This is a genomic window from Mammaliicoccus lentus (assembly GCF_947036595.1).
GTDB classification, from domain to species: Bacteria; Bacillota; Bacilli; order Staphylococcales; family Staphylococcaceae; genus Mammaliicoccus; species Mammaliicoccus lentus.
On record NZ_OX344834.1, the window covers coordinates 1,148,454 to 1,168,629 of the forward strand.

Genomic DNA, 20,176 nt, shown 5'->3' on the forward strand with positions numbered 1-20,176 from the left:
CTTTTATATTTATAGATTAATCTATTGGTTTATCTAATTCTACTTTATTAATTCTTTGGAAACCATCAATGCCATAAAGGTCTGAAATAGTTTCATCAGTTGCTTCTTGGTCAATTGAAAGTACCATCATTGCTTCGCCGCCGATAGAATGTCTACCTAAGTGCATTGAAGCGATATTTATTTTATGCTCTCCAAGTAATTGTCCCATTTTACCAACAATACCTGGACGGTCATTATGATTAATAATTAACATATGTTTTTCAGGCTTGAAATCTACCGGATAGTCGTTGATTCTTACGATGCGAGGACCATATCCATTAAGAACGGTTGAACCAATTTTAACTGAATGTTCTTTATTGATTAACTCAAGTTCTATATAGTTACTGAAACCATATTTTTTACTATTCTTCTCAATTTGATAAGTTACACCTTGTTCATTTAGTAAAACTAATGCATTTATAAGGTTAACGTGATCGCCTAAATCTTGTTTTAGTACACCCATTACTAATTGACGTGTAATTAAACTAGTATCATCTAAAGCTATTTCACCATGATATTTAATTTTAAGTTCACGTGGTCCTTTATCAAATAATTGTATACCTACTTCACCAGTAGTTCTACTTAACTGTACAAACGGTCTTAATTCTTCTTCAACATCACCAGAAATTTGAGGGGCGTTCACTGCATGTAAAACATTATTATTTTCAAAAATATCAATGATTTCATTTGCCACAGATACCGCTACTTTTTCTTGTGCTTCAATTGTAGATGCACCTAGGTGAGGAGTTACAATGATTTTATCGTGTTGCGTTAAAGGTGTGTTGTTTGCTGGTTCTTCTGTAAATACATCGAGTGCAGCTTTAGCAATTTTACCTTCATCTAATGCTTTAATTAAGGCGTCTTCGTCTATAATACCACCTCTAGCAACGTTAATGATTTGTAAATTGGGTTTTGCTAAATTGAAAAAGTCCTCATTTACAATACCTTTAGTTTTAGGTGTAAGAGGAGTATGTACTGTTATAAAGTCTGCTTGTTCTGCAATTTCTTCAACTGTAGCTCGTGTAACCTCTAAACGCTTTGCTTCATCGCTTGATAAATAAGGATCGAATGCGAGTATATTCATACCAAAACTTTGTGCTCTTTTTGCAACACCAAGACCAATTCGGCCAGCACCAATAACACCTAGTGTTTTTTGATATAACTCCGTACCGCGGAATGTTTTTCTATCCCAGTTTCCTTCTTGCAATGAACGATGAGCTTCAGGAATATTTCTAGCCATCGCTAAAATCATAGCCATAGAATGTTCAGTTGCAGAAATTGTATTACCATCTGGTGCGTTGATTACTAATATTCCTTCTTTTGTTGCATAATCAACATCAATATTATCAACGCCAACACCTGCGCGTGCAATTACACGTAATTGTTTTGCAGCACTTAATATAGGAGGAGTTATCTGAGTCTGACTTCTTACTATTAATGCATCGTAATTGCCTATAATTTCAGTAAGTTCTGATTCAGATAGACCTGTGTTAATATCAACTTCAAAATTATCATGTTCTAATAAACTTTTTAGACCTTCTTCTGAAATTGGGTCTACGACTATAACTTTAAACATATTGATTAATTACCTCCTGGAATTTTGTGATACCTTTTCCGAGTACGGATGTACCTCTCAGTTCTGATAATACAATTTCTAATGCACTAATGAATTTCAACATATCATTAGGCGACACTTTACCCATGTGTCCAACTCTTAAAATTGAACCTTTAAGATGTTGTTGACCACCAGCAATTGTTATATTAAAACGATTTAGTAATTCATCTTTAATTGGTTTTACTTCTTCTTTATTAGGTACAAATGCTGTAACAGTAGGGGATGCAAATTGATCTTCTACTAATAAATCGATATCTAATGCTTTTATACCAGCTCTAACAGCTTCTTTACACACTTCGTGACGCTTAATAGTATTTTCGAATTGCTCTTCATTAATTAAATCACAATAAGTTTGAACACCTCTTATAAGTGAAACTGCTGGTGTGAAAGGAGTAGAATCATCATTTAATGAAGTAATGTATTTATTTAAGTCTAAATAAAAACGTGATGTTGTAACTTCTTTAAATCTTTCTATAGATCGATCATTATAAGCTACAAAAGCAGCACCTGGAGGTAGCATGATAGCTTTTTGACTACCCGCAACTAATAAATCAATATTGTCTCTTTCCATATCTACGTCTACAGCACCAATGATGCTTACACCATCTACTACAAAATAAATATTTGGATCAATATCATGTACTAATTTACCTAATTCACGGATAGGATGTTTCACTGAAGTCGATGTTTCACAAAATTGAGTGAATACAGCAGTTATATTTTCGTCGAGTGCATTAATATATGCTTCGAATTCTTCTATGTCTACACCATTTCCCCATTCAACTTCAAAAATATGAGCGTTAAATGGATAGGAAGCAGCTATCTTTTTAAACCTGTCTCCAAAAGCGCCTGATACTATAATCACGATATGGTCGTCTGGGTTTACGATATTGACCATTGCCGCCTCTAAAGCGCTTGTCCCAGAAGAAGTAAGGATAGCTACAGGGTTTTTAGCCCCAAAAATTGTTTGTAGATCTCTTGATGCTTGATGAATAATTTGACTAAATTCCTTTGTTCTATGACCAGTCATAGGTAAGTTCATACTTTCTAGAATTTGCCTAGGAACTGTCGTAGGACCTGGTGCGAGTAATAAAGAATCATGTTGATACATATTTATATACACTCCTTATTGAATTTATGTTCTATATTGTAGCAAAGAAAATAATAAAAATATAGTGAATTTATAGAAAATTCAGATTAAAACGCTTTCATATCAATATCTTACTTCGCCACTGGCAATAACTTGAACATTTCCAGCTAAGGCACGTGTCACCATACAAGATTCTTCTGCTTTTTGAACAAGTCTTTTAAGTTTTCCTTGTAAATCTTCATCAGGTTCATCCCCAATATAAATTACAGGATAGTGTTCTATTTTTTTATAAGTAATGACACCATTTTCCACATCAACATATCCTTTTGAATCAACTTCAATTCTTTCGATTTCAATTTCAGAACGCTCAATCATTGCTGCTAAAGTAATCATATAACAAGTTGAAGCTGCGCCTAGTAACATTTCGTCAGGATTTGTGCCAATTTCAGGTCCGTCCATAACCTCTGGAATCGAAACTCTCGTTGATAAATTATTAGTTGTAATATGGCCTGAAGTATTTCTACCTTTAGTCCATGTTCCTTTTAAGTCAAAAATATGTGTAGTCATAATTATTTTTCCTTTCTTTAAATAAATAATTTTAGGTATACTTTACATTATGACGGATAATTAAGGAGTAGACAATGAATCTGAACAGTATAAATTCAATAATTAAGGTAGCACATAGAGGTGTTCCTTCATTGATACCTGAAAATACGATAGCATCTTATAAATATGCTCTCACATTAAACATCGATATGTTAGAAATTGATATACATAGAACTAAAGATGGAAAATTAGTTGTTATGCATGATCCTACGACTGAAAGAACAACTTTAGAACAAGGTACCATTAAAGATTTAACTTATGATGAATTATTAAAATATGATATAGGTAAATGGAAAGGAGAGAAATTTATAGGAGAACGTATACCATTGCTACAAGAAGTATTACAGCTTATCAAGCCTACCAATATTAAATTACTAATAGAAGTTAAACATCCAGATAAATATCCAGGCATAGAAGAAGAGTTAATAAATGAAATTATTAAGACAGGGCTTGATATCAATCGTATTATTATCCAATCATTTGATAGAAACAGCGTGAAAAAGGTTCGAGAATTAAATAAAAATATAAAACTTGGTGTGCTGATAAGTAAAAGACATCGTCTTATTAGAAATGATACAATACAAAAAATAAGTGAATATGCTCAGTATTTAAATCCAAATTATAAATTGCTTACGAAAGGGTTTGTGAAAAGTATACATGCGCATGGTTTAAAAATATTACCTTACACTGTAAATGATTATCATAATTTTGTAAGAATGATAGAAATTGGAGTAGATGGCGTTATTACAGATTATCCTCAAAGTTTAAGTGAATGGTTAAATGAATAAAATCTTATAAAAAAATCCCCGCTCCGAATGGAGTGGGGATATAAATTTAAACTATTAACGAGAGTAGTACTCAACGATTAATTGTTCATTGATTTCAGCAGGTAATTCACTACGTTCTGGAACGCGTACAAATGATCCTTCTAATTTATCAGCATCAAATGTTAAGTACTCAGGTACGTGGTTACTTAATTCTACAGATTCAGCAACAATGTTTAATTTTTGTGATTTTTCACGAACACCAATAGTTTGACCTGGTTTTAAAGTGTAAGATGGGATGTCTACGCGACCACCATCTACAGTGATGTGACCATGGTTAACTAATTGACGTGCTTGACGACGAGTACGTGCTAAACCTAATTGGTATACTACAGCATCTAAACGAGAAGCTAATAGTGCCATGAAGTTGTCACCGTGAACACCTTGCATGTTACCAGCTTTGTCGAAGATAGTGCGGAATTGACGTTCGTTAATTCCGTACATGTAACGTAATTTTTGTTTCTCTTGTAATTGCATACCATACTCAGATAACTTTTTACGTTGAGTAGGGCCGTGTTGTCCTGGTGCATATGGACGTTTTTCTAATTCTTTACCTGTGCCGCTTAATGAAATACCTAAACGACGTGATTTTTTCCAGTTTGAACCTCTAAATCTTGCCATTTTGAAGTTCCTCCTTTTTCTTGTTTGATTGTTATGAAGAAACAAGAAAGAATGTTAAATGCTCATATGGATATGTTATATTTGTGTGCCTTCACCTTGCAGCCGCGGTTACACAACACGCCTTCTCTGGGAATAACATAGAGCCCTATAATATTTAACTGCTACTTCCGTTAATTCACACAAAGAATAGTATACTGTTCTTGATGGGTAATGTCAAACTATTTTTAGATATAGAGATGCTTTTCGAGTACTTGCACAAGTTGTTCTAAACAATCTTTATCTTTTTCTGTAAATCTTGCTTTTATTGGTGCATCTATATCTAACACACCGATAACTTCTTTGTTATAATATAGTGGTATAACTATTTCAGATTTACTGTTTGCATCACAAGCTATATGCCCAGGGAAGGCATTGACATCATCTACAAGCTGAGTTGAGTTATTTTCTACAGCTGTTCCACATACGCCTTTACCAATTTCTATATCAACGCAAGCAGGTAATCCTTGAAACGGACCAAGTTTTAATGCATTATTCTTAATAAGATAAAAACCTACCCAATTAATTTCGGGTAAAAATTGATTAATAAAAGCAGATGTATTACTTAAATTTGCAATTAGGTCTTTTTCACCTGATAAAAGGCCATCTAATTGTTTGCTTAATAGTGAATAATTCAAATTATGTTCAGACATATTTATTCCTCTTTTCATTATTTTTTTAAATTATAAATCTATTTTAGAACTTTAGATACAAATTGCACAGAAAAAGGTTTGTTGGATAAATATTTTACGTTATAATAAAGAGAACGATTTAGGAGGAGAATACATAATGGCAATTTATATAACACTTGCAATTATCATCATTATATTAATTGGTATTGGTATAATGTTATGGTTGCGTACATCAAAGCGAAATTTGATTACTGAGACTGAACAGCGTAAACAAAAAATTAAACAATTACCGTTTCAAGATGAGTTAGCTAAACTTAAAAAATTAAATGTGCGCGGCGAAGCTAAAGATAAGTATGATCAATTTAAACGAGAGTGGCAAACAGTGCTACAAGAAGATTTGAAAGTAGTGGATGCTAAAATACATGATGCCGATGCAGAGCTAGATAAATTTAAGTTTTCGCAATCGGAAGAAAGTATAGCTGATGCAGATAAGATTATGGATGGCATCGAAAAGAAATATACGCGCTTAACTCAGAGTGTTACAGAATTAATTACAACAGTAGAATCAAGCGATAAATTGTATGAAGAATGTAAGCAAATCTACAGAGAAACCAAAAGAGAAGTGTTAGCAAACAGACACCAATTCGGTGATGCAGCTGATTTAATCGAAAAAAATATCGAAGCATTTTATCCTAGAATTGAGCAGTATGAAGAACTTATTGATGAGGGACATTATGTTAAAGCAAAAGGTCATATTGATCAATTACATACAGATATGAAACGCATGCAAGAAGACATGAATGAAATTCCTCTATTAATCAAAGACGTTCAAAAAGAATTACCAGGACAATTCCAAGATTTAAAATTTGGTTGTCGCGATTTAAAAGTAGAAGGTTATAATTTAGAACATGTTAAAGTAGAAAGTACTTTACAAACTTTAAGAGGTAGATTGAATTTAGTTGAACCATTAATAGGTAGATTAGAACTAAGTGAAGCTGAAAACATTATTACTGAGATTAACGATTCATTAGATGATATGTACGATTTAATCGAACATGAAGTTAAATCTAAAAATACAGTTGAACAATCCAAAGAAATTATTACAGATGAATTATTCCATGCTAAAGATATGAACTATACGCTACAAACAGAAATTGAATATGTAAAAGAAAACTATTATATTTCTGAAGAAGATGTTCATAAAGTAAGACAGTATGAAAATGAAATTCAAAATTTAATAACTGTATATGATGAAATTTTGAGTGAGATGGCAAAAGCAAGTGTTAGATACAGTGAAGTAGAAGATAATTTACTATATATTGAAGAACACGTAAAAGTTATTAATGACAATCAAGAAAAAATTCAAAATCACCTTGTTTCATTACGTGAAGATGAAGCAACAGCTCAACAAAACACACTTAGAGTTCAATCTAAGAAAGAAGAAATATACAGAAATTTACTTGCTTCAAATTTACCTAGCGTACCTGAAAGATTTATCATTATGAAAAATGAAATCGATCATGAAATACGCGAAGTTAATAAAATCTTTAGCCAAAGACCGATTAATGTTCAGTTTGTGAAAGATAAAGTGAGCAATATCGTTTTACAAATGAATAAGTTTGAAGATGAAACAACAGACGTTTTAATTAATGCAGTTCATGCTGAAACATTAATTCAATATGGTAATAGATATAGAAAAGAAAATAACGAATTAAACAAAAGTCTTAATGAAGCAGAAAGACTTTTCGCTAATAATAGATACAAACGTGCAATAGAAATTTCAGAAGCGGCTTTAGAAAAAGTTGAACCTGGAATCAGTGATAAAATCGAAGAAGAAGTTTATCAGCAAAATTAATAAATATTTATAATAACAAGCTAGAACAATAATTTGTTCTAGCTTGTTATTTTTGGATAATCAATTGTCAATCTTCATTTTTTTACGTTAGCTATTCTATCATTTTTAAGTATATCTATACCATTTGACTTGTGGTATCATTATATAATGAAAAAAAGAGGTGACAGTATGATATATCTAGATAATGCTGCAACTACGAAGCCTCATGAGGATGTTATTAAGTCATATACTCAAATGAACCAACATTATTTTTTTAATCCAAATAGCCCTCATGGTGCAGGAATAAAAATTGCACATTTGATTGATAAAGCAAGAAAAAATATAAAACAATACTTAAATTTAAATGATAAATTTGATGTCATATTTACTAGTGGAGCCACTGAATCAAATAATATAGTCTTGCAAGGTATGGCTCAAACGAAGAAAAGATTTGGGAATACGATTTTAACAACTAAAATGGAACATCCATCTGTACTTGAAACGATGCGAGCGTTAGAAGAACAAGGATTTAACCTGAAATATATTAATACAACTGCTGATGGTAAATTAGATTTAAATTCTTTAGAAAAGCTACTTAATGATGATGTCATCCTTGTAACTTGTATGCATGTCAATAATATAATGGGCCAAGTTCAACCTATAGAAGAGATTAGCAAAATACTTGAAGCTTATCCTAAAGTTCATTTTCATGTAGATGGTGTTCAAGGATTTGGTAAAATCCCTTTAGATATCAATTTAATGGATAGTTATAGTTTAAGCGCTCATAAATTCCATGGATTAAAAGGCTCTGGAATTTTAGTGTTGAACCAACTCAGATCTATTAAACCAATCATATTTGGTGGGGGACAAGAATACGGTATTAGAAGTGGTACAGTAAATGCCCCAATTAATGTTTCTTTAGCTAAAGCTATGAGATTTATGCAAGAGAATTGTGAACAACATCGTAAAGTATTATATGCGAAGGGGTCTGAAATTCGTTCGTTTATAGAAAATTATGAAGGTATAGTAATTAACTCTCCGACCGACGCAGCTCCATATATTTTGAATATTTCATTTCCGGGAGTAAAAGGTGAAGTATTGGTTAATGCTTTTTCAAAATTTGATATTTACCTTTCAACTACAAGTGCATGTTCTTCGAAAAAAAGTTCACATAATGAAACGCTAAAAGCTATGGGTATGAGTAATAGTCGTATAGAAGGTAGTATAAGAATTAGCATAACGTATGATATAACAGAAGAACAAATCGAAACATTTAAAGAAGCCTTTAATAAAGTATATATAGAAGTAAAGGAGTTATTAAAAAATGAATTATGATCATATATTAGTTAGGTACGGTGAATTAACTTTAAAATCAGGCAATAGAAAGATGTTTGTAAATAAGTTAAGAGCTAACATTAAAGATCGCTTAATGCCACTACAAGGATATAAGGTACGTGCTAATCGAGATAGAATGTATATAGATGTCTATGAAGGTTCAGATATTGAAGAAATGATGACACGTATAACGTCGGTGTTTGGTGTACATTCAGTTAGCCCAGTAGTAAGAATTGAAAAAGAGTTAGATGTTATGAAGGAAATTGCACTTCAATTCGCGAATGAATTTAATGATGGTGACACATTTAAAATAGATGTTAGACGTGCAGATAAGACATTTGAAATGGATACTTTTCAACTAAACCAAGCTCTAGGTGGTCATGTACTCGAAAACACTAACAACATCACGGTTGATGTTAAACAGCCTGATCATAAAATTAAAGTAGAAGTAAGAAAAGATGCAATTTATATGTATAATAAAGTCCTAGAAGGTGCAGGAGGTTTACCTGTAGGAACTGGGGGTAAAACTTTATTAATGCTTTCTGGTGGAATAGATTCTCCAGTAGCTGGCATGGAGGTAATGAAACGCGGTGTAACAATTGAAGCTATTCATTTTCATAGCCCACCATATACTAGTGAACAAGCAAAACAAAAAGTTATCGACTTAACGAAACAGCTTTCTTATTTAACAGGGGACATTAAACTTCATATTGTACCTTTTACGAATTTACAAAAACAAATTCATAAAGTTGTTGAAGAAAGTTATACAATGACAAGTACGAGAAGAATGATGCTTCGAGTTACAGAAAAAGTTGCTCATAATATTGGAGCACATGCTATCGTTAATGGAGAAAACTTAGGACAAGTAGCTAGTCAAACTCTTGGCAGTATGTATGCAATAAATAGTGTTACATCTATGCCTATTTTAAGACCACTATTAACATTCGATAAAGATGAAATTGTTAAAAAAGCACAAGCTATTAACACTTTCGATTTATCGATTCAACCTTTTGAAGATTGTTGTACAATTTTTACGCCGAAAAACCCGAAAACAAATCCAAAATTAGAAAAAGTAGAATATTTTGAATCGAATTTTGATTTTGGTCCATTAATTGATGAAGCGGTAGAAAATGTAGAAACAATCACAATTTCTAAACATGATGATATTCAAAAAGAGAAAGAAGAATGGATGGATGATCTACTTTAAAATAGACGTTGGGATGTCGTATTCATAAAGTAGAGGAGATGAGACGATGGAGTTTGATATTAATATCCTACTCATCATTATAGTATTTGGTTTAATTGCGTCATTTATAGATTCTGTTGTAGGTGGCGGTGGTTTGATTTCTTTACCGGCGCTACTAGCAGTTGGAATGGATCCAGCAGTTGCGTTAGGTACAAATAAATTAGCAAGTTCTTTTGGTACATTTACAAGTACAATGAAGTTTATTAAAGCAAAGAAAGTGGATTTTGATATTGTCGGAAAGTTATTTCCTTTAAGCTTTATCGGCTCAATCTTGGGAGCAATAACTGCGACTTATTTACCACCAGAATATTTAAAGCCGTTAGCTATTATCATTCTTGCTCTTGTTACAGTGTATTCCATTGTAAAGAAAGATTGGGGAGATATTAACCAATATAAAAAATTATCATTAAAAAAGGCGATACTTTTTATTATTGGTGTAATTGTTATTGGTTATTATGATGGCTTCTTAGGTGGTGGAACAGGTTCGTTTTTCCTATTCATGTTGTTATTAATTGGCCTTGACTACTTACATGCAGCAGGTAATGCAAAGTTTTTAAACCTTGCTTCAAACGTTGGTGCTTTATTATTGTTCATGTTTCTCGGACAAGTCAATTATGTATATGGATTATGTATGGCCGCATCAATGGTAGCAGGTTCATACTTAGGAGTGACGTTTGCTATTAAAAAAGGCGTATCTTATGTAAAAGTATTATTTATTGTTGTGACTATCATTTTGATTATTAAAAATATTTATGATTATGTGACTGTACAGTTAATGTGATTAAAATAACATGAGACAGGGAGATAATTCATTAGCTCAAAAAATCCTCCTAATCCGTTGAGATATTAATTAACAAATTAAGAAGATTTTTAATATATACGATTTTAAAATATAGGCCTATAACGCTAACGAGCTTGTTAATAATTTCTTGCACGTTAGAGGTCATTACCTCACATATATAATAAAAGCCCGAAACATAAATGTGTCTCGGGCTTTTTTCTATTATAAAAATTTCCTTTGTACTTTGCTCCAAAATGAATTGTGTGGGAGTCTGAGTGTACGTATATATTTATTTTTTATTTGAAGTCTAACAAACTCAGTTTCTTGTATACTTAATGCTTCATTATCTAATCCCATGATAGGATAATAATTGCCTTCTTTATCTAATACAATTTTAAGGGTACGCGTTTCGCCTAAGACGACAGAACTACTTACTGTTCTAAAGTTATTATTATTTAATGAAGCAATTTCAGTTAGTTGCATGCTTCGAATCATCGGGTCAATTATAGCGCCATCTAAAGATTTATTATAACCTGTTGAACCTGTAGGGGTAGAGATTAGTAAACCATCACCATTAAATGCTTCAAAGTATTCATCGTCAATATAAATTTCCATCTTCATTGGCTTAATAACACTAGATTTAATGTAAAAATCATTTAAACACATATATGACATCTGATCGTTAAGGTTTACTTCTAAAACTGGGTATTTACGGACCATTACATCATTTGAATTAATAGAATCGATCAAGTTTTGTATGTCATCAACACTAAAATCAACATATAAGTAATTTTGATCTAAGCGTGTACGAATCCCGACATAAATTTTGTCTTTATTAAAATTAGTTTTGCGACATGCCTGTAAGAAGCTACCATCCCCTCCAATTGAAGCGATAATATCCGCTTCTTCGTGATTATTTACGAATTTAAAGCCATATGGTTCCATCTGTGCTTTGATTTCGTCACATGTTTGAAGTATGTCTTTATCTTTAGATGTGAAAAAATAAATATGTTTATTAGAATTCATAAAATCTTCCTCCCAAATTGTTACAGTTGATATGAAAGTCTGTTATCATTATAAATGTAAAATCTTAAAATAGAAAGGAAGATAGTATGTCAAAAAGGTTAGTTGCAATTATTATTGCACTAGTACTTGTTATTGGTGGTATTGTGATGAGTACAGTAGGTGTATTTCTTGATAATTCTTGGAAAAATACTGTTACAGGTTCTGACGGCATAAGTGAATCAGTCCAATCAGGAAGTGATAGCAGTAGTAAAATAGTTAAATTATCTGTTGATGGAACTATACAAGATACTGGAACTGAAGAATCATTATTCAGTGGCAGTGGGTATAATCATCAATCATTTTTAAAGAAATTAGATAAAATTAAAAAAGATAATAGCGTAAAAGGCGTCTTATTAGAAGTTAATTCACCAGGTGGTGGTACATACGAAAGTGACGAAATACATAAAAAACTTGAAGAAATAAAAGCGAAAAACAAGAAAGTTTATGTACAAATGAAAAATATGGCTGCATCTGGGGGATACTACATCTCTACTCCAGCTGATAAAATTTATGCAGGTTCACAAACTTTAACTGGTTCATTAGGGGTTATTATCTCTAGTATTAATTATGCTGAACTAGCAGATAACTTAGGCGTAAAAGATCAATCAGTTGTTTCAGGTAAACATAAACAAATATTAAACCCTATGAAAGATATGTCTAAAGAAGAAAAAGACATTATGCAATCAATCATAGATGATAGCTATAAACAATTTGTTAAAGTTATTAAAGATGGCAGAGATATGCCAGAAGATAAAGTTAAGAAATTAGCAGACGGAAGAATATATTCTTCACAACAAGCAAAATCAAACGGATTAATCGATGAAATTGGTTATGAAGATGATGCAATTAAAGATTTAAGAAATGCAGTAAAATCTAAAAATGCACAAGTAGTTACTTATGATACAACTGGTTCATTCATGAACTTCCCAATGGGAGCTAAAAGTAAAATTTCATCTATGTTAGGTTTTGATGATATAAGTAAATATGAAGCACTTATTAAAGCAAATAATTCACCACAACCTATGTATCTATATGGTGAGTAAGGAGGATTTTAAATGACTGAAGTACATTACGAACAAGTCGCTTCTTCTCGTGAACAAAGTGACATAGAACGCACTGTAAATAAGTATATGTCTAGTATAAAATCTATCGTATTTGCTGGATTCTGGGTTCGATTTTTAGCTTATATCATTGATTTACTTGCTTTAGCTGGGTTTAAAGGTATTGTATTAGGACCGCTATTCGCGTCAACAAGTATTAAGAGTGAGTACCTATTCGTACCATATTTCAGTGTTGAAAATATTGTTAGCGCGTTGATATTTTATTTATATTTTGTGTTAATGACTTATTATTTTAAGGCAACATTAGGAAAAATGATACTTGGCTTGAGTGTTTATCGAGAAGATGCAAAGCCGTTAAAATTTACTGATGTGTTATTTAGAGAATGGATAGGTAGAATTATTTCGGGCATATTGCTTGGCTTACCTTATATAGTCGTAGCATTTAATAAAAAACATAAAGGTATTCACGATTACTTTGGTGATACAGTTGTTTTGAAAAATAAATACATTGAAATGAGAAAAGATTTCCAAAGAGTAACGAGTCAAAACTCATAAACAAATGAATTTCAAAGTCTCTTTAATCATGATAGAATATACCTATCAAGATTAAGGAGGCTTTTTTAATGGCGCAAGTTACATTCAAGAATGAACCTATTACATTAGTAGGTAAAGAAGTAGAAGTAGGTTCAACAGCACCAGACTTTACTGTATTAGCAAATGATTTATCAGAAAGAACTTTAAAAGACTATGAAGGTAAAAAGAAACTCATTAGTGCCGTACCTTCTTTAGATACAGGTGTTTGTAGTCAACAAACTCGCAAATTTAATGAAGAAGCAGCAGATGTACAAGATGGAGTTGTTCTAACAATTTCAAACGACTTACCATTTGCTCAAAAGAAATGGTGTGCAGCTGAAGGTTTAGAAAACGTAATTACATTAAGTGATCACCGTGACTTATCATTTGGTGAAAATTATGGTGTAGTAATGAAAGAATTACGTTTACTAGCACGTTCTGTCTTTGTATTAGATAAAGACAATAAAGTTGTTTACTCAGAAATTGTGAGTGAAGGCACAAATCACCCAGACTATGATAAAGCTTTAGAAGCTTTCAAAAACTTAAACTAATAAACAACTATAAAGTGCTGTCCATATGAATGGGCAGCTTTTTATACGAAAGAGGGCAATTATGACTGAAGAAAAAAATATTATGGAAACATTGTATGAGAAACTGGATGAAAATAGTAAAAAATTACATGATGAAAATGGACAAAGTTACATTGAAAACTTAGGTTTAGCAATGGAAGATATTTATACCAACCAAAGAGACCTCTTAGAACAATCGACAATACAAGAGAGAAGAAAAGCATTTCAATTTGCATATTTAAGTTTGCTAAAAGAAGAAATCATTCAACCTAATCATCAAATGACACCGGACTCAATAGGCTTTATATTAAGCTACCTTGTTAACTTATTTAATAAGAATAAAGAGGAATTAAATGTTGTAGATATAGCAAGTGGAACAGGACATTTAAGTGCGACAATAAATGAACAGAACCAAGAAAAAACTGTAATGCATCATTTAATAGAAGTAGACCCAGTATTACAGCGTGTAAGTATTCATCTTGCTAACTTCTTGGAAATACCATTCGATGTATATCCACATGATGCAATTATGCCACTACCATTAGAAGAAGCGGACGTTGTAGTAGGGGATTTACCAGTTGGGTATTATCCAGTTGATGAACGTAGTAAAGAAATGAAATTAGGTTTCGAAAATGGTCACAGTTATAGCCATTATTTATTATTAGAACAAGCAGTCAATGCAGTGAGACCAGGTGGTTATGTATTTTTAATTGTTCCAAGTCAATTATTCGAAGGTGAAGAAGTGAAACAGCTTCAAAAATTTATTGCAACAGAAACAGAAATGCAAGCATTTTTAAACTTCCCTAAAACATTGTTTAAGACAGAACAATCTAAAAAATCATTATTAATCTTACAAAAGAAAGACTCAGGGAAAACTCATTCTGTTGAGGTATTATTAGCGAATATTCCAGACTTCAAAGCACAAGCCCAACTGAAAACGTTTTTAGATGAAGTTGATGAATGGATGAAAGAAAATCATCCTTCATAAACTGTATTAATACTTGATTAGTATCTGTATTAGTGTTTAAATAGTATAGAAAAGTATTATCAGGAGGAAGTCTAAATGACAAAAATAATAGCAATTAATGCCGGTAGTTCATCATTAAAATTTCAATTATTTGAAATGCCTGAAGAAAAAGTAATAACAAAAGGCTTGATAGAACGTATTGGTTTAAAAAATTCAGTTTTCTCAATTGTAGTAAACGGAGAAAAAATTACTGAAACATTAGATATTGAAAATCATGATATTGCAGTTAACATTATGTTAGATGCACTGAAAAATCATAACATTATCAATGATATTAATGATATTCAAGGAACTGGTCACCGTGTAGTACATGGTGGAGAATTATTCCCTGAATCAGCACTTGTAACAGATGATGTGTTAGAAAAAATTGAATCATTAACAGAACTTGCGCCTTTGCATAACCCAGCAAACATTATGGGTATTAAGGCTTTCAGAAAGCTATTACCAAATATTCCTCACGTTGCAGTATTTGATACTTCATTCCATCAAACTATGCCAGAAGAATCATATTTATATAGTTTACCTTATAACTTCTATAAAGATTTCGGTATTCGTAAATATGGTTTCCATGGTACAAGTCATAAATATGTATCAGAAAGAGCAGCTGAATTATTAGATCGTCCTATAGATCAATTAAGAATTATTTCATGCCATATCGGGAATGGCGCGTCAATCGCAGCTATTGATGGCGGTAAATCTGTAGATACATCTATGGGCTTCACACCATTAGCTGGTGTAACAATGGGAACACGTTCAGGTAACTTAGACCCAGCTTTAATTCCATTTATCATGGAAAAAACGGGCAAAAATGCAGAAGAAGTATTAAATATCTTAAACAAAGAATCAGGATTACTTGGTATTTCAGGTTCTTCAAGTGATTTAAGAGATATACAACAAGATGCAAACGAAGGTAATGAAAGAGCTAAATTGGCATTAGATGTATTCGCTTCTAGAATTCATAAATATATGGGTTCTTATGCAACAAGAATGCATGGTTTAGACGCTATTGTATTCACTGCAGGTGTTGGTGAAAACTCTGATACTGTACGTGCTAAAGTATTAGAAGGTTTAGAATTCATGGGTGTATATTGGGACCCACGCTTAAACACAGGATTACATGGTGAAGAAGCATTTATCAACTACCCACATTCACCAGTTAAAGTAATTGTTATTCCAACTGACGAAGAAGTTGTAATCGCTCGTGATGTTATGAAATTTGGTAACTTAGGTAAATAATTATTAATAATCAAGAGGTTGAAACAAATTAATTGTTTCAACCTCTTTTATTTATATGAAAATTTTAATGTTAGTTATCCAATTCCTTTATGTTTATCTATTTATCGTTAAGGCTATACATAATTAAAGAAGCAATGAGGAGGAATATCATGAGACCAGAGAGAGCACTGTTGCGATTAGTTAGAATTGTAATGAGAAGAGTAGGTAGAGAACAAGCGAAAAAACAAAAGCAAAAAAGTAATGAAGATATACAAGACCAAAATAACGAACAAAAATAATAAAAAATTTGAGGCTGAGACATAAATACATGTCTCAGCCTCATTGCCGGGGTAGGACTACGAAATCTGTTTAATAAAATGAGATTTCTGCCCAACTCTCAAGCTTTTTGGAAGTGTGGAATTATATCCTAAACTCGATTAATATTTAGTTCTTAAAAATTATTTCCCATCGTGATGTTGATCGAATAATTCTTTTGTTGCAACTGTTGGTTCGAAATCTTCAGGCATTGTTTCAGTTCTAACAACTAAAACGTCACATGGAGAATTTCGAACAATTGCTTCTGAAACTGAACCTACAATGAAGCGTTCTACTGCATTTAGTCCTGAAGTACCACACATGATTAAGTCGACTTCAAAATCATCAGCTAACTTTTTAGGAATAATCGTTTTAGGTGAGCCAAATTCCAATTTAGTTGCAACATTTGCTACACCATTTTTTTCAGCATTTTCTTTATATCCAGATAATAAACTTTCAGCGAAGCTTGTAGCTTTATTTACTATTTGAGTATCATAAGCCTCAACACTAGCGTATGAGCGAGAATCAACAATATTAACAATTGTTAATTTAGCATCGTTACGTTTTGCTACAGCTACTGCCTTGTTATAAGCCCATTCTGCCTCAGTTGATCCATCTACTGCTATAAGAATATTTTTATAATTTAACATCTGAACCGCCTCCTAGTTCTTTTATCTTATTATATCATAATTTTCTGAAAAAATAACAAATTAACTTTTTAATAATAGAGATAATGTCACATTTTTAATCATAATATGATAAAGTATAATTATTGTTTGAATATTTAGAAATTTAAGACATTAGCAATAGTATAATTTTTGAATAAAAATGATTGCGCTTTCAAAATTATGGCGTTATGATTGAGTCAAGGAGGGAATTTATTATGATAATTGGAGTACCAAAAGAGATAAAAAATAATGAGAATAGGGTGGCGTTAACACCCAGTGGAGTAGCAACTTTAATTGACCAAAAACACTCAGTTAAAGTAGAAACTGGTGCAGGTTTAGGTTCACAATTTACAGACGAAGACTACAAGGCTTTAGGTGCTGAAATTGTTGATCAAAAAGAAGCTTGGAATGTTGAAATGGTTATGAAAGTTAAAGAACCTCTTGAAGAAGAATTTCAATTTTTCAAAAAGGATTTAATACTTTTTACATATCTTCATTTAGCAGCAGAAGAATCGTTAACTAATGCATTATTAGAAAATGAAGTAACAGCAATTGCTTATGAGACTGTTCAATTAAAAGATCGCTCTCTACCATTATTAGCACCTATGAGTGAAGTTGCAGGAAGAATGTCTACACAAATTGGTGCTCAATTCTTACAAAAAACTAATGGTGGAATTGGAATTCTATTATCTGGTGTACCCGGTGTTAAACGTGGAAAAGTCACAATAATTGGCGGCGGACAAGCAGGAACAAATGCTGCTAAAATGGCAGTCGGTCTTGGTGCTGATGTTACAATTATTGATTTAAATCCTACTAGATTACAACAATTAGATGATTTATTTGGTTCTAGTGTACAAACAATGATGTCATCACCATTAAACATCGAAGAATCTGTAGTTGAAAGTGATTTAGTGATAGGTTCTGTTCTTATCCCTGGTGCAAAGGCACCAAAGCTTGTAACTGAAGATATGGTTAAGAAAATGAGACCTGGTTCAGTACTTGTGGATATTGCAATTGATCAAGGTGGTTCATTCGAAACATCGGATAGAATTACAACGCATGACGATCCTACATATGTTAAGCACGGTGTCGTTCATTATTCAGTTGCTAACATGCCTGGCGCAGTGCCTAGAACGTCAACAATAGCTTTAAATAATGCAACAACTCCATACGCATTACAACTTGCAAACAAAGGCTATATAAAAGCATGCCAAGAAAATGAAGCACTAGCAAAAGGTTTAAACACAATTCATGGTAAATTAACTTACGAAGAAGTAGCAAAAACATTTGATAAGGAATTTACACCTTATCAAGACATCTTGAAATAATAGAGAAAGCACAAAATGTTGGTATATTAAACATTTTGTGCTTTTTTTGATAGATTAAATTATTTAGTTATACTTTGCATTATTCTTGCTTTTTTATAACCATGAATATCATGTAATTCTTTATAAGCATCAAAAAGTATTTTATAACTTTCGACATCAAAATTATTTGGTTCAATTTCATACAGAATAGGTGCTTTCATAGCTTTTGAAGCAGATTGCACATTAGAATATACTTTTCCAGCAACGGCTCCTAGAATAGCAGCACCTATTGCTGGAGCATATTCGCTATCTATTACTGTGATTTTTTTATTCAAGACATTTGCATAAATTTCCATCAATAGTTTATTTTTTTGAGGAATGCCACCACATGCAAACACATCTTCAACATCCATACCCCAGTCTTCATATTGTTGCATTATCATTTTTGTTCCAAAAGCTGTTGCTTCTAAATATGCTCTATAAATTTCTTCGTGCTTAGTTTGTAATGTTAATCCAAAGATACTTCCTCTTAAAGTGCTATCACTCAATACACTTCTGTTTCCATTATGCCAGTCTAAAACTATCAGTCCACTTTCTCTAGGTGTTAATTTATTCGCTTTTTCTTCTAAAAGCTGATGTATTGAAATATTTCTTTCATCTGCTTCAGAAACATAGGAACTAGGAGTTTGTTTTACTGCGTATTCAAATAAATCACCGACTGCTGATTGTCCAGCTTCGTAAGCATATAATTCAGGTATAATTGCACCTTTAATTGAACCTGAAATTCCAGGTACTTTTTTTTGCTTTTTGTTCAACATTATATGACATGTACTTGTCCCCATAACCATAGTCATTTGTTTTTCTTTTTCTGATCCAATGCCAAGTAGACTAGAATGTGCGTCTATGATGAAAGGGCTAACTTGCGTTTTTTCAGATAACCCTAATTTAGAAGCCATCTTTTTACATATTGAACCAGCTGATTCACCAATCTTTATTATAGGAGCTTCTAATTTATCTTTAACCACTTTTGAAATATTTTTATCTATTTCATCAAATAAATCATAGTGAAAGCCTTTATCTTCCTCCCAGAAAGATTTATATCCTATACCACAATTAGATCGTATATTGCTATTAGTTAATATATTAACTATCCAGTCTCCAGCGTCCATGATAGCGTAGGATTGTTCGATTATTTCTGGAGCCTTATTCATTACTTCCATTATTTTTGGAATCATCCATTCACTACTCACGTTATAACCGTAGTTACCTAACCAACGCTGTTTGTTTTTTATCGCAGTATCATATAATAAATTAGCCTCAGCTTCTGCACCATGATGTTTCCATAGTTTTATATAAGCATGAGGGTTCTCCTTAAATCTAGGCTTATTGTGTATAGGCATCATATTATCACCTACAAAAATTACTGTTGATGAAGTGAAATCTATTCCTAAACCTATAATTTCATTAGGATCTACATTTGAATGGTTGATGACATAGGGTATGCCTTCCTCTAGAACTTCTAAATAATCATTTCCGTTTTGTAATGAAAAACCATGTGGTAATTTTTGATCAAATAAATATTCATCTATTGTCCCATGTGTATATGTTTTTACGAATTGAGAAATTATCTTTCCGTTTTCAGTTTGCACTAGAAAAACTCTACCAGAACTAGTGCCGTAATCTATACCAATACTATAAGTCATAATATATCCTCCTT

Annotated in this window: 20 protein-coding genes; 12 read left to right on the forward strand and 8 right to left on the reverse strand. The window is 32.0% G+C overall.

All coding sequences use genetic code 11. From position 1 onward, the window contains the following. Positions 1 to 16 precede the first annotated feature (16 nt). The 3 genes from serA to ACNMOQ_RS05750 all read right to left on the reverse strand — a co-directional run bounded on the left by serA (position 17) and on the right by ACNMOQ_RS05750 (position 3,311). Positions 17 to 1,615, reverse strand: coding sequence for a phosphoglycerate dehydrogenase (serA, locus tag ACNMOQ_RS05740; protein ID WP_017000623.1), 1,599 nt, complete (start codon positions 1,613 to 1,615; stop codon positions 17 to 19). Further along, a complete protein-coding gene (locus ACNMOQ_RS05745; protein WP_064204357.1) occupies positions 1,608 to 2,765 on the reverse strand; it encodes a pyridoxal-phosphate-dependent aminotransferase family protein in 1,158 nt (385 codons plus the stop codon). Before ACNMOQ_RS05745 ends, serA begins: the two co-directional genes overlap by 8 nt. A gap of 102 nt (positions 2,766 to 2,867) precedes the next feature. Continuing rightward, positions 2,868 to 3,311, reverse strand: coding sequence for an SACOL1771 family peroxiredoxin (locus tag ACNMOQ_RS05750; RefSeq protein WP_017000625.1), 444 nt, complete (start codon positions 3,309 to 3,311; stop codon positions 2,868 to 2,870). Between the two features lie 74 nt (positions 3,312 to 3,385). On the opposite strand from ACNMOQ_RS05750, the gene ACNMOQ_RS05755 reads away from it, so the two are divergent. Then, positions 3,386 to 4,138, forward strand: a complete 753-nt coding sequence (locus ACNMOQ_RS05755) for a glycerophosphodiester phosphodiesterase (RefSeq protein WP_017000626.1) — start codon at positions 3,386 to 3,388, stop codon at positions 4,136 to 4,138. 54 nt (positions 4,139 to 4,192) lie between these two features. On the opposite strand, the gene rpsD is transcribed toward ACNMOQ_RS05755, so the two are convergent. Both rpsD and ACNMOQ_RS05765 read right to left on the reverse strand, forming a co-directional pair. Next, a complete protein-coding gene (rpsD, locus tag ACNMOQ_RS05760; RefSeq protein WP_017000627.1) occupies positions 4,193 to 4,795 on the reverse strand; it encodes a 30S ribosomal protein S4 in 603 nt (200 codons plus the stop codon). Between the two features lie 224 nt (positions 4,796 to 5,019). Beyond that, positions 5,020 to 5,484 (reverse strand): GAF domain-containing protein, encoded by a 465-nt coding sequence (locus ACNMOQ_RS05765; RefSeq protein ID WP_416350336.1) that lies wholly within the window; start codon positions 5,482 to 5,484, stop codon positions 5,020 to 5,022. Positions 5,485 to 5,620: 136 nt separating this feature from the next. On the opposite strand from ACNMOQ_RS05765, the gene ezrA reads away from it, so the two are divergent. The 4 genes from ezrA to ACNMOQ_RS05785 all read left to right on the forward strand — a co-directional run bounded on the left by ezrA (position 5,621) and on the right by ACNMOQ_RS05785 (position 10,659). Next, complete coding sequence (gene ezrA, locus ACNMOQ_RS05770; protein ID WP_064211086.1) at positions 5,621 to 7,318, forward strand: septation ring formation regulator EzrA; 1,698 nt, start codon at positions 5,621 to 5,623, stop codon at positions 7,316 to 7,318. Between the two features lie 168 nt (positions 7,319 to 7,486). Beyond that, a complete protein-coding gene (locus ACNMOQ_RS05775; protein WP_416350337.1) occupies positions 7,487 to 8,632 on the forward strand; it encodes a cysteine desulfurase family protein in 1,146 nt (381 codons plus the stop codon). Next, on the forward strand, positions 8,622 to 9,839 hold the full coding sequence (thiI, locus tag ACNMOQ_RS05780) for a tRNA uracil 4-sulfurtransferase ThiI (protein ID WP_070044696.1): 1,218 nt from the start codon (positions 8,622 to 8,624) through the stop codon (positions 9,837 to 9,839). Before ACNMOQ_RS05775 ends, thiI begins: the two co-directional genes overlap by 11 nt. Positions 9,840 to 9,885: 46 nt before the next feature. Then, positions 9,886 to 10,659 carry a sulfite exporter TauE/SafE family protein gene (locus ACNMOQ_RS05785; protein WP_416350338.1) on the forward strand — a complete coding sequence of 258 codons (774 nt, stop codon included), beginning with the start codon at positions 9,886 to 9,888 and terminating at the stop codon, positions 10,657 to 10,659. 222 nt (positions 10,660 to 10,881) lie between these two features. Here ACNMOQ_RS05785 and ACNMOQ_RS05790 read toward each other — a convergent pair whose 3' ends face one another. Continuing rightward, the gene (locus tag ACNMOQ_RS05790) at positions 10,882 to 11,685 is read right to left on the reverse strand and encodes an NAD kinase (protein WP_017000632.1); all 804 of its coding nucleotides are present in this window, start codon (positions 11,683 to 11,685) and stop codon (positions 10,882 to 10,884) included. Between the two features lie 86 nt (positions 11,686 to 11,771). On the opposite strand from ACNMOQ_RS05790, the gene sppA reads away from it, so the two are divergent. The 6 genes from sppA to ACNMOQ_RS05820 all read left to right on the forward strand — a co-directional run bounded on the left by sppA (position 11,772) and on the right by ACNMOQ_RS05820 (position 16,468). Continuing rightward, a complete protein-coding gene (sppA, locus tag ACNMOQ_RS05795) occupies positions 11,772 to 12,767 on the forward strand; it encodes a signal peptide peptidase SppA (RefSeq protein WP_064204352.1) in 996 nt (331 codons plus the stop codon). Positions 12,768 to 12,779: 12 nt separating this feature from the next. After that, complete coding sequence (locus tag ACNMOQ_RS05800) at positions 12,780 to 13,340, forward strand: RDD family protein (RefSeq protein WP_017000633.1); 561 nt, start codon at positions 12,780 to 12,782, stop codon at positions 13,338 to 13,340. A gap of 68 nt (positions 13,341 to 13,408) precedes the next feature. Then, positions 13,409 to 13,909, forward strand: a complete 501-nt coding sequence (gene tpx, locus ACNMOQ_RS05805; RefSeq protein ID WP_017000634.1) for a thiol peroxidase — start codon at positions 13,409 to 13,411, stop codon at positions 13,907 to 13,909. 61 nt (positions 13,910 to 13,970) lie between these two features. After that, positions 13,971 to 14,915 carry a class I SAM-dependent methyltransferase gene (locus ACNMOQ_RS05810; protein ID WP_218729661.1) on the forward strand — a complete coding sequence of 315 codons (945 nt, stop codon included), beginning with the start codon at positions 13,971 to 13,973 and terminating at the stop codon, positions 14,913 to 14,915. Positions 14,916 to 14,990: 75 nt separating this feature from the next. Beyond that, complete coding sequence (locus tag ACNMOQ_RS05815) at positions 14,991 to 16,190, forward strand: acetate kinase (RefSeq protein ID WP_017000636.1); 1,200 nt, start codon at positions 14,991 to 14,993, stop codon at positions 16,188 to 16,190. Between the two features lie 149 nt (positions 16,191 to 16,339). Then, positions 16,340 to 16,468, forward strand: a complete 129-nt coding sequence (locus tag ACNMOQ_RS05820) for a hypothetical protein (RefSeq protein WP_017000637.1) — start codon at positions 16,340 to 16,342, stop codon at positions 16,466 to 16,468. A 159-nt stretch (positions 16,469 to 16,627) separates the two neighbouring features. Here the strand turns inward: ACNMOQ_RS05820 and ACNMOQ_RS05825 are convergent, their stop codons facing one another. Beyond that, entirely contained in the window at positions 16,628 to 17,134 is a 507-nt protein-coding gene (locus ACNMOQ_RS05825; protein ID WP_017000638.1) for a universal stress protein, read from the reverse strand. A 233-nt stretch (positions 17,135 to 17,367) separates the two neighbouring features. Between ACNMOQ_RS05825 and ald the strand changes: the two genes are divergently transcribed. Next, positions 17,368 to 18,480: an alanine dehydrogenase gene (gene ald, locus ACNMOQ_RS05830; protein ID WP_239752529.1), complete on the forward strand. Its 1,113-nt coding sequence runs from the start codon at positions 17,368 to 17,370 to the stop codon at positions 18,478 to 18,480. A gap of 59 nt (positions 18,481 to 18,539) precedes the next feature. Here ald and ACNMOQ_RS05835 read toward each other — a convergent pair whose 3' ends face one another. Further along, positions 18,540 to 20,162, reverse strand: coding sequence for a ribulokinase (locus tag ACNMOQ_RS05835; protein ID WP_416350339.1), 1,623 nt, complete (start codon positions 20,160 to 20,162; stop codon positions 18,540 to 18,542). Positions 20,163 to 20,176 lie beyond the last annotated feature (14 nt).